Source organism: Thermobifida cellulosilytica TB100, assembly GCF_001517975.1.
In the GTDB taxonomy this organism is placed as follows: domain Bacteria; phylum Actinomycetota; class Actinomycetes; order Streptosporangiales; family Streptosporangiaceae; genus Thermobifida; species Thermobifida cellulosilytica.
This window is the reverse complement of the sequence record NZ_KQ950181.1, coordinates 178,651-191,771: the sequence shown is the minus strand read 5'-3', so window position 1 is coordinate 191,771 and position 13,121 is coordinate 178,651. Positions and strand designations below refer to the sequence as shown.

12 protein-coding genes are annotated in these 13,121 nt (G+C 72.7%); 7 read left to right on the top strand and 5 right to left on the bottom strand.

The features are described 5' to 3' along the window. The first annotated feature begins 22 nt into the window (after window positions 1-22). Window positions 23-685 (top strand): CDP-diacylglycerol--serine O-phosphatidyltransferase, encoded by a 663-nt coding sequence (gene pssA, locus AC529_RS07175; protein WP_068755895.1) that lies wholly within the window; start codon window positions 23-25, stop codon window positions 683-685. Between the two features lie 75 nt (window positions 686-760). Here the strand turns inward: pssA and hemQ are convergent, their stop codons facing one another. Both hemQ and hemG read right to left on the bottom strand, forming a co-directional pair. Then, window positions 761-1,402 carry a hydrogen peroxide-dependent heme synthase gene (gene hemQ / locus AC529_RS07170; protein ID WP_083948079.1) on the bottom strand — a complete coding sequence of 214 codons (642 nt, stop codon included), beginning with the start codon at window positions 1,400-1,402 and terminating at the stop codon, window positions 761-763. 56 nt (window positions 1,403-1,458) lie between these two features. Beyond that, complete coding sequence (gene hemG / locus AC529_RS07165; RefSeq protein ID WP_068754911.1) at window positions 1,459-2,895, bottom strand: protoporphyrinogen oxidase; 1,437 nt, start codon at window positions 2,893-2,895, stop codon at window positions 1,459-1,461. 136 nt (window positions 2,896-3,031) lie between these two features. On the opposite strand from hemG, the gene AC529_RS07160 reads away from it, so the two are divergent. Then, window positions 3,032-4,048 (top strand): DUF4349 domain-containing protein, encoded by a 1,017-nt coding sequence (locus AC529_RS07160; protein WP_068754909.1) that lies wholly within the window; start codon window positions 3,032-3,034, stop codon window positions 4,046-4,048. A 48-nt stretch (window positions 4,049-4,096) separates the two neighbouring features. On the opposite strand, the gene hemE is transcribed toward AC529_RS07160, so the two are convergent. Next, the gene (hemE, locus tag AC529_RS07155; RefSeq protein ID WP_232306669.1) at window positions 4,097-5,065 is read right to left on the bottom strand and encodes a uroporphyrinogen decarboxylase; all 969 of its coding nucleotides are present in this window, start codon (window positions 5,063-5,065) and stop codon (window positions 4,097-4,099) included. A gap of 225 nt (window positions 5,066-5,290) precedes the next feature. Between hemE and AC529_RS07150 the strand changes: the two genes are divergently transcribed. From AC529_RS07150 to AC529_RS07130, 5 genes are all read left to right on the top strand, one after another. After that, the gene (locus AC529_RS07150) at window positions 5,291-5,866 is read left to right on the top strand and encodes a DUF3000 domain-containing protein (protein ID WP_068754907.1); all 576 of its coding nucleotides are present in this window, start codon (window positions 5,291-5,293) and stop codon (window positions 5,864-5,866) included. 57 nt (window positions 5,867-5,923) lie between these two features. Beyond that, on the top strand, window positions 5,924-7,192 hold the full coding sequence (locus AC529_RS07145) for an HRDC domain-containing protein (RefSeq protein WP_068754905.1): 1,269 nt from the start codon (window positions 5,924-5,926) through the stop codon (window positions 7,190-7,192). Between the two features lie 91 nt (window positions 7,193-7,283). Continuing rightward, entirely contained in the window at window positions 7,284-8,216 is a 933-nt protein-coding gene (locus tag AC529_RS07140) for a tetratricopeptide repeat protein (RefSeq protein ID WP_232306623.1), read from the top strand. Window positions 8,217-8,355: 139 nt separating this feature from the next. Continuing rightward, window positions 8,356-9,558 (top strand): thiolase family protein, encoded by a 1,203-nt coding sequence (locus AC529_RS07135; protein ID WP_068754903.1) that lies wholly within the window; start codon window positions 8,356-8,358, stop codon window positions 9,556-9,558. Next, the gene (locus AC529_RS07130) at window positions 9,555-11,648 is read left to right on the top strand and encodes a 3-hydroxyacyl-CoA dehydrogenase NAD-binding domain-containing protein (RefSeq protein WP_068754901.1); all 2,094 of its coding nucleotides are present in this window, start codon (window positions 9,555-9,557) and stop codon (window positions 11,646-11,648) included. Before AC529_RS07135 ends, AC529_RS07130 begins: the two co-directional genes overlap by 4 nt. 106 nt (window positions 11,649-11,754) lie before the next feature. Here the strand turns inward: AC529_RS07130 and AC529_RS07125 are convergent, their stop codons facing one another. Next, complete coding sequence (locus AC529_RS07125; protein ID WP_068754899.1) at window positions 11,755-12,594, bottom strand: helix-turn-helix domain-containing protein; 840 nt, start codon at window positions 12,592-12,594, stop codon at window positions 11,755-11,757. After that, entirely contained in the window at window positions 12,591-13,118 is a 528-nt protein-coding gene (locus tag AC529_RS07120) for a DUF6879 family protein (protein WP_068754897.1), read from the bottom strand. Before AC529_RS07120 ends, AC529_RS07125 begins: the two co-directional genes overlap by 4 nt. Window positions 13,119-13,121: the final 3 nt, after the last annotated feature.

Genomic DNA, 13,121 nt, shown 5'->3' with positions numbered 1-13,121 from the left:
GGGCAACGCCCTGTGCGGCTTCATGGCGGTCTGCCAGCTCGTCGCCGCGCAACTGGCGCACAGCTCGGCGGGGCTGCCCGGCCCGCTGCCGCGCGAGGCGGTGGCGACGTCGATCGTCCTGCTGCTGGGTGCGGCGGCCTTCGACCTGTTCGACGGACGGGTGGCCCGCAGGTTCGGCGGCAGCGTCATGGGCGCCGAGCTGGACAACCTGGCCGACGTGATCAGCTTCGGGGTCGCCCCGGCGTTCTTCGTGGTCCTGTGGGGGTCGTTCTCCCACTCCGCCGGGTCACTGCTCTCGCTCGTGGTCGCGGCGGCGGTGCTGCTGGCGGTCGTGGTGCGCCTGGCGCGCTTCTCCTTCCAGGGAGCCGGGGAGCGCCACTTCACCGGACTGCCCAGCCCCTTCGGCGCGATGGCGGTCGTCGTCATCGTGCTGCTGCACCCGCCGGTCTACCTGGGCAGCATCGCGATCCTGACGGTGGCCTGGCTGATGGTGAGCCACATCCGCTACCCCAAGCCGCGGGGCCGCTCCGCCTACGCCGTCCTCGCCTGCCTCGCCGGCGGCGCGGGCTGCCTGACCGCATGGGCGATGCACGCGCCCGGCGGGAAGCTGCTGCTCTCCCTCGGCGCGCTGCTGATGCTGGTGGTGCTGGTGCTGGCACCGGTCTCGCTGCGCAGGCGCTCCTGAACCGGCGTCCGGGGCCGCGGCGGCCGGAGCAGACGCTCCCGGGCCGCCGTGGCCCCGTCGTTGACGGCCCGAAGGCTAGGGCAGCGACTCGACCAGTTCGGCGACGCTCCTGCGCCGACCGGTGTAGAAGGGGACCTCCAGCCGGGTGTGGCGGCGGGCCGCCGCGGCACGCAGGGCGCGCATCAGGTCGACGATGCGGTGCAGTTCGTCGGCCTCGAAGCCGAGCAGCCACTCGTAGTCGCTCAACGCGAACGTGGACACCGTGTTGGCGCGCACGTCCGGGAAGGGAGCGGCCATGCGGCCGTGCTCGGCGAGCATCTGGCGGCGCTCCTCCTCGGGCAGCAGGTACCACTCGTAGGACCGCACGAAGGGGTAGACGCACAGGTAGTCGCGCGGCTTCTCGCCCGCCAGGAACGCCGGGACGTGGCCCCGGTTGAACTCCGCCGGACGGTGCAGGCCGACCGCCGACCACACCGGGGTGGCGGTCCGGCCCAGCGCGGTGCGGCGGAAGTCGGTGTAGACCGCCTGGAGCTGCTCGGGGGTGTCGGCGATCCACCAGAACATGGCGTCGGCGTCGGCACGGAAGCCCTGCACGTCGTAGACGCCCCGGGTGACCGTGCCCTTCTCCTCGGCCGCCGCCAGCAGTCCCGCCAGCTCGTCGCCCGCGGCGGCGCGGTCCAGCGCCGCGACGTCCCCGAACCGGAACACCGACCACATGGTGTAGCGGATCAGCTTGTTGAGCTCCTCGGGATCAGGAGTGGTGTGTTCCGTGCTCACGTGTGACTCCTTTGTCGTCCGGTCGTTCGGATGATCCGGCGTGTGGCCTCCTCCGCCCCTCCGAGGCAGGCGGGGATGCCCACGCCGTCGTAGGCGGCACCGCAGACCGCGATGCCGTCCAGGCCCTCCAGGGCCGAGCGGATCCGGGCCACCCGGTCGCGGTGACCCACCGTGTACTGGGGCAGCCCGGCGTCCCAGCGGGTGACGTGGCTGTCCACGGGCGGCCCCGACACCCCGCACAGGTCGGCGAGGTCGGAGGTCGCCAGCTCGACCAGCGCGTCGTCGTCGCGGTCCAGCACCCCGGCGTCGCCGAAACGGCCGAGGGAACAGCGCAGCAGCACCGTCTCGGTCTGCGGGTGGGCGGCGCGCAGTTCCTCGGCCAGCCACGGCCACTTCACGCTGCTGAAGGTCACGGCCTTGACGGCGCGTCCCTCCACCGCGGGCACCAGGAAGCCGCTGGCGGCGGGCGGGGAGGGGAACGCGGCGACCGGGTAGGCCAGGGTGACCACGGCCATGCTCGCGTAGGCGATGCCCCCCAGCTCCACCGCGGCGCGCGGCGCGACGGGACGCAGCAGCCGGGCCGCCTCGGGTGCGGGGCAGGCCACGACGACGGCGTCGGCCTCGATCGCCCGGGCGCGCTCGCCGTCGCCCGCGACCAGGCGCCAGCCCCGGTCGGTACGGCGCAGCTCCCGCACCGGCGTGGCGGTGTGGACGGTCACCTCCGGCTGCGCGGCCAGGGCGTCGACCAGGGTGGCCAGTCCGCCGCGCAGGGTGGCGAACAGGGGGGACGGCGGCCCCGCGGCGGGGGCGGCGGAGCGGGCGCGCACGGCGCGCGCCGCCGCCGCCAGGGAGCGCTCGGTGCGCGCGGCCGGGGCCAGTTGCGGCAGGGTGGCGTCCAGGGAGAGCTGGTCGGCCCGGCCCGCGTACACGCCGCCCAGCAGCGGCTCCACGAGGCGGTCCACGACCTCCCGGCCCATCCGGATCCCGACGTAGGTGGCGACCGGGACGTCCGCGCGGACCGGTGTGGCCGGCCACACCAGGTCGCGGGCGGCGCGCAGCACCCCGGCCGGGGTGAGGACGCCGCTGCGGGCCAGTGACCGCAGGTCGCCGGGGACTCCCATGACGTGGCCCTCGGGGAAGTCCCGCATCCTGCCGCGGCTGTACAGTTGCGAGGTCACGGTACCGGGGTGGGTGACCCGTTCGCCGAGGCCGAGCTCGTCGATGAGGGCGAGCGCCTCCGGGCGGCGGGCCAGGACCGCCTCGGCGCCGACATCGGCGGGGACTCCCGCGATCTTCTCCACCGCGAGTTTGCCGCCGGGCCGCGGGGCGGCTTCCAGCACGGTGACGCGGTGCCCGCTGCGAGCGAGCCGGTGCGCGGCGGCCAGTCCGGACACGCCGCCACCGACCACCACGGTGTGTGGTGTGGTGTCCATGCCGCCAGCTTTCCAGACACCTCGGGCCTCCGCGCAGCACCCCCCGTTTCCGCGACCGGAAACCGTGACCGTTGTGTTACCGCTTGCCGGGAACCTCCGGATTCGCGGGGGCGTCGCACCGGCCATGAAGACCCCAGTGTCCCGACGCCCCCGGCCGCTCCGCCGGGGTGCGGCACCGATCAGCGCGCTTCTGGCCGTTCTCCTGCTGGCGGGATGCGGCTCCTCCTCCGACGGGCCGGGCGCGTCGGACGCGGCCCCCGCCGCCCCCGACGCAGTCTCTGAGGAGTTCGTCACAACCACGTCGGACGGGGCGTCGGAAGCCTCCGCCCCGCTGGGGGAGGCGGCCGAACGGGAGGTCGTGCGCACCGCCTCCATGAGCGTCGTCGTCGAGGAGCTCGACCCCGCCGCGGCGGAGGCCAAGGAGTGGGTGCGCGGGAAGGGCGGCTACGTCGCCGCCGAGTTCATCGACTCGACGGCCGGGCAGAACCCGGTGGTGCGCCTGACCCTGCGGGTGCCGACCGACTCCTACGACGAGGCACTGGAGGAGTTCGCCGCGCTGGGCAAGCGGCAGTACCTGGAGCAGTACACCCACGACGTCACCGAGGAGGTCGCCGACGTCGACAGCCGCGTGGCCTCGGCGGAGGCGTCCCTGGATCGGCTGCGCGACCTGCTGGAGGAGGCCGACAAGGTCAGCGAGATCCTGGAGATCGAGGAGCAGATCAGCGCCCGCCAGGCCGACCTGGAGGCCCTACAGGCGCGGCAGCGCGCCCTGGCCGAGACGACCTCCTACGCCACGGTGGACCTGGAGCTGACCCTGCCCTCCTCCCAGGTGCCCCCGGACGACGAGGACTCCCCCGGCTTCCTGGGCGGCCTGGCCGCGGGCTGGCGTGCCCTGCTGACCCTGCTGGACGTGGTGGTCGTGGCCGTCGGCTGGCTGCTGCCGTTCGCCGCCCTGGCCGCGGTGGTGGCCGCGCCGCTGGTGTGGCTGCGCCGCCGCAGGCGCGCCCGCAGAGCCGGGGCCGCGCAGCCGACGGAGGCCGCGCCCGCTCCCGAGGCGGCCGCGGACGCCTCCCCCGAGGCCGGTGCGGACGCCCTCGCCGACGCTCCGGCCCCCTCCGCCGACGAGGGCGCGGACGGGCCGGAGCGGGACTGATCCCGGCCCCGCCGACCCGGTCCGTGCGCGCCGGGGCGCACCGCGGCCTCAGCCCGCGGTGCGCGTGTGCACGTACTCCACGAGCCGTTCCAGCACGGCCGGGTCGGTGGTGGGCAGCACCCCGTGGCCGAGGTTGAACACGTGCCCGTCGGCGGCCTCGGCCCGGGCCAGCACGTCGTCGGTGCGCTCGGCGACCACCCGCCAGGAGGCGAACAGCACCGCCGGGTCGAGGTTGCCCTGCAGGGCGGTGTCGGGCTGCACCCGCTGCACCGCCCGGTCCAGGGGCACCCGCCAGTCCACGCCGACCACGTCGGCCCCGGCCTGGCTGAGCAGCCCGAGCAGCTCCCCGGTGCCCACGCCGAAGTGGATGCGGGGCACGTCGTACTCGGCGAGCCGGGCGAAGATCTGCTGCGTGTACGGCAGCACGCTGGTCCGGTAGTCCTCGGGGCTGAGTGCGCCGACCCAGGAGTCGAACAGCTGCACCGCGCTGGCGCCCGCGGCGATCTGCACGCGCAGGAACTCCAGGGTGATGGCCGACAGCCGCCGCATCAGTTCCGCCCACAGCGCGGGTTCGCCGTACATCAGGGCCTTGGTGTGCTCGTGGTGCCGGGACGGACCGCCCTCGATCAGGTAGGAGGCGAGCGTGAACGGCCCCCCGGCGAAGCCGATGAGCGGCCGGTCACCGAGCTCGCCGACCAGCTCCCCGACCGCCTCGGTCACGTACGGCACGTCGTCGGGCTCCAGGTCGCGCAGGCGCCGCACGTCGTCCGGACCGCGGACCGGTGCGGCCACGACCGGGCCGACGCCGGGTTTGATGTCCAGGTCCACCCCGACGGCCTTGAGCGGGACCATGATGTCGCTGAAGAAGATCGCGGCGTCCACGCCGTAGCGGCGCACCGGCTGCAAGGTGATCTCGACGATCATGTCCGGCCGAGCGCAGGCGTCCAGCATCGCCACGCCCTCGCGGAGCTTGCGGTACTCGGGCAGGGAGCGCCCCGCCTGGCGCATGAACCACACCGGGGTGTGCGGGACCGGCTGGCACCGACAGGCCCGGAGGAAAGCAGAGTCTTGTAGCGTCACGCTTCCGATCGTGCCATGCTCCCCAGGTGACCGTACGGCATGTCCCAAGATCATCACGAAACTCCGACACGCCGACAAAAGTCTGCGAACCGCAACGGGTCTCGTGCCACCGTCGTGCCGTGCCCTTCCGGTGACCCGAAAGATTAAGGCTGAGCTTCCACCATGCCCCCTCACAGCAGGGCCGACGAGGCCCCTCCCGTGTTCGCGCGGGCGGTCGCGAGCCTGCGCGCCCGAACGGTGCGGCCTGAGATCGTGTTGGAGGACATCCCCGCGCCGCGGCGGCTCGCCCCGTACGCGGCGGCGATGTCGGCGACGGTGCGCGCCGGTGAGGAGGACGCGGCCTTCGGGCGGCTGATCGTCCTGTACGACCCCGAGGGCACCCGGGACTGGCCGGGCTCCTTCCGGGTGGTCGCCTATGTCAGTGCCGAGCTGGAGCCCGACATGGCCGGCGACCCGCTGCTCGGACAGGTGGCCTGGAGCTGGCTGACCGAGGCTCTGGCGACCCGGGCCGTCGGGCACCGCGCGCTGAGCGGGACGGTCACCCGCGCCACCACCGAGGGGTTCGGCCTCAAGGCGGGTGAGCCCACGACGACCGAGGTGGAGCTGCGCGCCTCCTGGACTCCGACCGAGGACGGGGACCTGTCCGCGCACACGGCGGCCTGGCTGGACCTGCTCTCCACCGCCGCGGGGCTGCCGCCGGTGGACGTGGCCGACATCTCCCGCAGACCGCGGCTGTGACGTCCGGCCTGAGAGGTCGGCAACCGGAAGGCGGCGCCAACCACATACCGTAGGGGTGTGGCGAACGTGCTGAACTCCAAGACCGAAGAAGGCCCCGAACCCGACACCACCTCGGCGCAGACGAGCGCGGCCCCCCTGCTGACCGAGCCCCGTGGCGGACTTCCGCCGGTCGTCGCCGACGAGGAGGAGCTGGCGCGCGTGGCCGCCGCGTTCGCGGCGGGCAGCGGACCGGTCGCGGTGGACGCCGAGCGCGCCTCGGGATACCGCTACGGGCAGCGCGCCTACCTGGTCCAGCTACGCCGCGAGGGGGCGGGCTCGGCGCTGGTCGACCCGGTCGCCTGCCCCGACCTGACGGTGCTGCGGGAGGCGATCGCCGACGCCGAGATGGTGCTGCACGCGGCCCACCAGGACCTTCCCTGCCTGACCGAGGTGAACCTGCGGCCCCAGCGCCTGTTCGACACCGAGCTGGCCGGTCGGCTGCTGGGCTACCAGCGGGTGGGCCTGGGCACGATGGTGGAGCGGGTGCTGGGCGTCCGGCTGGCCAAGGAGCACGCCGCGGTGGACTGGTCGACCCGGCCGCTGCCCGAGGACTGGCTGCGCTACGCCGCGCTGGACGTGGAGGTCCTCGTCGAGCTGCGCGACGCGCTGGAGGCCGAGCTGGACCAGGCGGGCAAGCTGGAGTGGGCGCGCGAGGAGTTCGCGGCGGTGCTGGCCGCTCCCCCCAAGGAGCCGCGCCCCGACCCGTGGCGGCGCACCTCCGGCATCCACCGGGTCCGCAGCCAGCGCGGACTGGGCGTGGTCCGGGAGCTGTGGCTGGAGCGCGACCGGATCGCCCGGGAGCGCGACCTGTCCCCGGGGCGGGTGTTGCAGGACTCGGCGATCGTGGAGGCGGCCTTGGCGATGCCCCGTACCTCCCAGGAGCTGACCGAGATCAAGGCGTTCACCGTCCGGCTGGCCCGCCGCTACGTCCCGGCGTGGATCAAGGCGGTCAACCGGGTGCGCGACATGGGACCGGCGGAACTCCCCCAGCCCAGCCCGCCGGGGGACGGGCCGCCGCCGACCAACCGGTGGGCCGACCGCGACCCGGCCGCGGCGCGTCGGCTCGACGCGGTGCGCGCCGTGGTGGCCGAGATCGCGGAGCGGGTGGTGATGCCGACGGAGAACCTGCTGCCGCCGGACGCGGTACGCCGCCTGGCGTGGTCGCCGCCCCGGACGGTCGACGCGGACTCGGTGGCCCGCCACCTGCGCGAGCACCAGGCCCGCAACTGGCAGACCGAGCTGACCGCGGCGGCGCTGGCCGAGGCGCTGCGGTCGGCGGCGCGGTGAGGGCGGCCGGGCGAGCGGAAGTGGCGAATCCCATACGCCGGGGTCCGTCGCTCCCGTCCTTGCACCGCACCACCCGTGATGTTATTGAACCGTGACTGTTCTGCTGCGCGACGGCACCGGTGCGGGCTCCGGCGCGCTGCTCCCCTGGTTCTCCTCCGTGCTGTCCGCAGCCCGGCGGGCGCTGCGGCGACTGCTCCCTCCCGGGTCGGCGGCCGACGTCCCCGCTCCGGCGGGCGGTGCGCCCGCACAGGCGCGGACCGCGGTCCTGGAACGGGCTCTCGCCGAGTGTGTCGCGCGGGACGGGGAGGAGCACCCGGAGGCCATCGCCGCACGCAACAACCTGGCGGGCGGGTACGCCGCGTCCGGACGGAGCGACGAGGCCGCCGCCCAGTTCACGCGGGCCCTGGACGACGCGGTGCGGACGCTGGGCGAACAGCACCCGCTGACCGAGGTGGTCCGGGAGAACCTCGCCTTGTGCCACGAGGACGCCGCCCGCTTCGCCGACGCCGCACAGCACTGGCGGCGGCTGCTCGACCAGCGCTCGGCCCGGCTGGGCGAGGACGACCCCGACACGGTGCTCACCCGCGCCCGCCTCGCGTCGGCCTGCCGACGCGCCGACCGGTTCGCCGAGGCCGTCGCGCACTACCGCTGCGCCCTGGAACGGGACGCGGCCTTCTCCGTCGAGGAGGCGGAGACCTGGCGGCTGGGCCTGGCGCTGGCGCTGTGCCGGACGGGCCGCGAGGACGAGTCCCGCGAGCAGTTGCGGGCGGTGCTGGCCCAGCGCCGCCGCAGGCTCGGCGCGCGCCACCCCCGCACCCTGGCCGTCCACCACCGGCTGGGGCTGTCCTACGTGCACTCCGACCGGCCCGACGAGGCGGTCGGCGTGCTGCGGGAGACCTACCGCAACTGTCTGGCCGCGGCCGGGGATCCCGAGGTCCGGCTGCTCTCGCTGCGCGTCCGCCGCGACCTGGCCGCCGCCTACCGCGCGGCGGGGCGGCCCGGCGACGCCGCCGCCCTGTACTGACCGCGCGGCTCCCCTCCCGCGGTCCTCCGCCGCGCAACACCCCGAAGAAGGCGCGCTCCCGTACTCGCACCATTAGTTACTGACGAGTAGCATGGGTGGTGACAACTCCGCCATCCGCCTGGAACAAGGAGGGGCAATCGTGCCGCGAACTGCCCGCGACGTCGTTTTCGTCGACGGGGTGCGCACTCCGTTCGGCAAGGCCGGGAAGGGCCTCTACGCCGAGACCCGCGCAGATGACCTGGTGGTCCGGGTCATCCGCGAACTGCTGCGCCGCAACCCCGCGCTGCCCCCTGAGCGCATCGACGAGGTCGCCATCGCCGCCACCACCCAGATCGGCGACCAGGGCCTGACCATCGGCCGCAGCGCCGCCATTCTCGCCGGACTGCCCCGCAGCGTCCCCGGCTACGCCATCGACCGCATGTGCGCGGGCGCGATGACCGCGGTGACCACCACCGCGGCCGGCATCTCCTTCGGCGCCTACGACGTGGCCATCGCCGGCGGTGTCGAGCACATGGGCCGCCACCCCATGGGCGAGGGCGTGGACCCCAACCCGCGTTTCCTCTCCGAGAAGCTGGTGGACCCCTCCGCCCTGGTCATGGGCAACACCGCCGAGAACCTGCACGACCGCTACCCGACCATCACCAAGGAGCGCGCCGACGCCTACGCGGTGCGCAGCCAGGAGAAGGTCGCCAAGGCCTACGCCGAGGGCAAGATCCAGCCCGACCTGGTGGAGGTGGCCGTCCGCAGCGCCGAGCAGGGCTACGGCCTGGCCACCGCCGACGAGCCGCCGCGCCCCAGCACCACCCTGGAGGCGCTGGCCGGCCTGAAGACCCCGTTCCGCCCCCACGGCAACGTGACCGCGGGCAACTCCGCGGGGCTCAACGACGGCGCGACCGGCGCGATCATCGCCGCCGAGGAGGTCGCCTCCGAACTCGGCCTGACCGCCAAGATGCGCCTGGTGGACTTCTCCTTCGCCGGTGTGGATCCCGAGGTCATGGGCATCGGCCCGGTCCCGGCCACCGAGAAGCTGCTGCGCCGCAACGGCCTGACCATGGACGACATCGGCCTCATCGAGATCAACGAGGCGTTCGCCGTGCAGGTGCTGGCCTTCCTGGAGCACTTCGGCATCCCCGACGACGACCCGCGGGTCAACCCGTGGGGCGGCGCGATCGCGCTGGGCCACCCGCTGGCCTCCTCCGGCGTGCGCCTGATGATGCAGCTGTCGCGCCTCTTCGCCGAACGCACCGACGTCCGCTACGGCCTGACCACCATGTGCGTGGGCATGGGCATGGGCGGAACGGTCCTGTGGGAGAACACCAACTGGGAAGGGAACGCCAAGTGAGCAGCGCGATCGAGGCCGCGCGGGAGCAGTTCGCCGACGAGGTCGTCACCCGGGCGCTCTCCCGCGACGTGGAACTGCCCTACGGCGCGGGCAAGGCCGTCCTGATCACCCTGGACAACGGCCACGACCACACCAAGCCCAACACCTTCGGCCCCGCCGGGCTGCTGAGCCTGGGCGAGGCGATCGACGCCGCCGCCGCGCGCACCGACATCGTCGCCGTGGCGATCACCGGCAAGCCGTTCATCTTCGCCGTGGGCGCCGACCTCAACGGCGTACCGAAGATCACCGACCGGGAGCAGGCGCGCGCCATCGGCAAGCTCGGCCACGACGTGTTCCGCAAGCTCGGCGAACTGAACGTGCCGACCTTCGCGTTCGTCAACGGGGCGGCCATGGGCGGCGGGGTGGAGGTGGCGCTGCACTGCACCTACCGCACCGTCTCCTCCGGCGTCCCCGCGTTCGCGCTGCCCGAGGTGTTCCTCGGCCTGGTGCCCGGCTGGGGCGGCACCTACCTGCTGCCCAACCTCGTCGGCGCGGAGAAGGCGCTGAAGCTGATCATCGACAACCCGCTGGCCCAGAATAAGACCATCAAGGGTCCGCAGGTGTTCGAGATGGGCATCGCCGATGCGCTGTTCGAGCCCGCCGACTTCCTGGAGGAGTCGCTGCGCTGGGCGGCCAAGGTCGTCCGGGGCGACATCACCGTCGAGCGTCCCGAGGTCGACCGGGGCGAGGCGTGGGACCAGGCCGTCGCCACCGCGCGCTGGACCGTGGAGGGCAAGCTGCACGGCGCCGCCCCCGCCGCGCTGCGCGCGATCGACCTGGTCGCCGAGGCCAAGAACCGCAGCCGCGACGAGGGCTTCGCCGCCGAGGACGAGGCGCTGGCCGACCTGATCCTCAGCGACGAGCTGCGCGCCGGACTGTACTCGTTCAACCTGGTGCAGAAGCGCGCCCGCCGTCCCAAGGGCGCGCCCGACAAGTCGCTGGCCCGCCCGGTCACCAAGGTCGGCGTGGTGGGCGCGGGCCTGATGGCCGGGCAGCTCGCGCTGCTGTTCGCCCGCCGCCTGGGCGTCCCGGTGGTCATGACCGACCTGGACCAGGAGCGGCTGGACCGCGGCGTGGGCTACGTGCACGGCGAGGTCGACAAGCTGCTCGCCAAGGGCCGCGTCAACGCCGACACGGCCAACCGGCTCAAAGCCCTGGTCACCGGGTCGCTGTCGTACGAGGCGTTCGCCGACGCCGACTTCGTCATCGAGGCCGTCTTCGAGGAGATGTCGGTCAAGAAGTCGGTATTCGCCAAGGTCGAGGAGTACGTCTCGGCCGAGGCGGTGCTGGCCACCAACACCTCGTCGCTGTCGGTCACCGAGATGGCCGCGGACCTGAAGCACCCCGAGCGCGTGGTCGGCTTCCACTTCTTCAACCCGGTGGCGGTGCTGCCGCTGCTGGAGATCATCCGCGGCGAGCGGACCGACGACGCCGCGCTGGCGACCGCGTTCGCCGCCGCCAAGAAGCTGAAGAAGACCGCGGTGCTGGTCAAGGACGCGCCCGCGTTCGTGGTCAACCGGCTGCTCACCCTGTTCATGGGCGAGGTGCTGTCCTCGGTCGAGGAGGGCACCGAGCCGGAGGTCGCCGACCGCGCGGTGGCGCCGCTGGGCCTGCCCATGTCGCCGCTGCTGCTCCTGCAACTGGTCGGCCCGGCCGTGGCGCTGCACGTGGCCGAGACCCTGCACGCCGCGTTCCCCGACCGCTTCCGGGTGTCCCAGCAGCTCAAGGCGCTGGTGGAGGCGGGCAGGACCACGATCTACGGCCCCGACTTCACCATCGACCCCGAGGTGCGGGCGTTCTTCACCGGCGGCGGCTCCCCGTCCAGCGAGGAGGAGATCCTCAACCGCGCCCTGGAGGCGCTGGCCCGGGAGATCAGGATCATGCTGGACGAGGGCGTGGTGGCCGAGCCCGCCGACATCGACCTGTGCATGATCACCGGCGCGGGCTGGCCGTTCCACCTGGGCGGCATCACCCCGTACCTGGACCGCACCGGCATCTCCGAGAAGGTCAACGGGTCCCGCTTCCACCCCGACGGCCTGAAGGCGCTGTGACCCCGTAGCAGCGCCCCCGCGGACGCGGCCCCGCTCCCCCGACTCTCCTCCGGGGGCGGGGCCGTTCCCCGTCCGCGGCCCGGGGAGTCAGCGGCGGCCCCGGTCATCAGACAGGTACGAGCTGATGCCGTGCCCGTGCCACAAGGCGCAGTGCGGCCTGGCCACGCAATGCTGCCTGGGAGAGCCTCGCAAAGACCCGGCGGTAGGGCTCGATCGCGTCGTTGTCGGTGAGGGAGAGCTCTGCGCCGACCGTCTCCACATTCACACGGTCGTCGTCGAAGATCCAGAAGCCGTGTTCGGGGATCGCGGGAAGCCGGATGTGCAGCGGAACAATCCCGATCATCGAACCCTTGCGGATGATCAGCTCCGCAATACGGTCCAACTGGCCAACCATGACCTCCCCCGGGCAAACCCGCGCATACAGAACCGGCTCCCACAGGACGATGTCGAACGTCTTTCCCGGATCTTCGAGGACGCGGGCGCGTTCCATCCGGGTACGGACACCAGCTTCGACATCGTCCGGTGCGCCGTGTAGGGCCACCACGTTACGCAGGACGTATCGGGCGTAGTCAGGGGTTTGCATCAGTCCTGGAACCACTGCTGTCTCAAAAGCCCGGAGTCGACGCATCCGACTCTCCACGTCGACGAAGGTCGCCTGTCTGGCCCTGGTGCCTCCAGCAAGCTGTCGGCGCCAGCTCGCATAGTGGGTTTCCAGCGTCCTGCGCATCGCAAGCAGTTCGGCGGCGGTCTCCGGCACGTCACAGGCCGCCGCCCATGCTTTCAGGTCCGCCACAGAAGCGGTCTGCCTGCCCAACTCCAGCTTGGACACTTTTGACGGATGCCACCCCAGGGCTTGGGCCAACGCCCGCCCTGACAGCCCGGCCTCCATCCGGATCTCACGTAACCGCGCCCCCAAGGAGGTCCGGGCCGTCTGGTAGTCGGTCATCCCACCCTTGCCGCCAGGTAGTCGGTGTAGGTGAGCGCATGGTGCCACGCCGCGTCCCGGGCGGCAAGAGCAGTCACAACAGCTTCAGGAGTGTCGTCAAGCCAGATGCCGGCGACATCATCGCCATCGAACTCGAACCGCGCCAAGGTGCGGCTGTCGAAGATCCAGAAATCCTCGTCGGGAAGTTCCGCGACGATAGGGTGGTCCCGGGACAGGTAGCGGATGTCCTCACCCACCGCGAGGTTGTAGGGAGTGGCCCACAGTTCCCAGCGCAGGTAATCCGAGGGCGGGTTATCGACGATTCGCACCCGTTCCATCCGCTTCCCCTTGGCGAGTTCCTCCCGCACCATGCCCAGCCACGGTCTGAGCCACTCGACTCCGGGGTCCTTCCCCGCCAACCACTCCTGGAACTGCTTGTCCTCACCAACGTTGCCGTAGTAGCGCCGAGTCTCCAGACGCCACGCAGTGTACCGATAAGACCGGAACAAAGCAGTGAAGTCGTCATCGTTCAGGTATTCGCGCATACC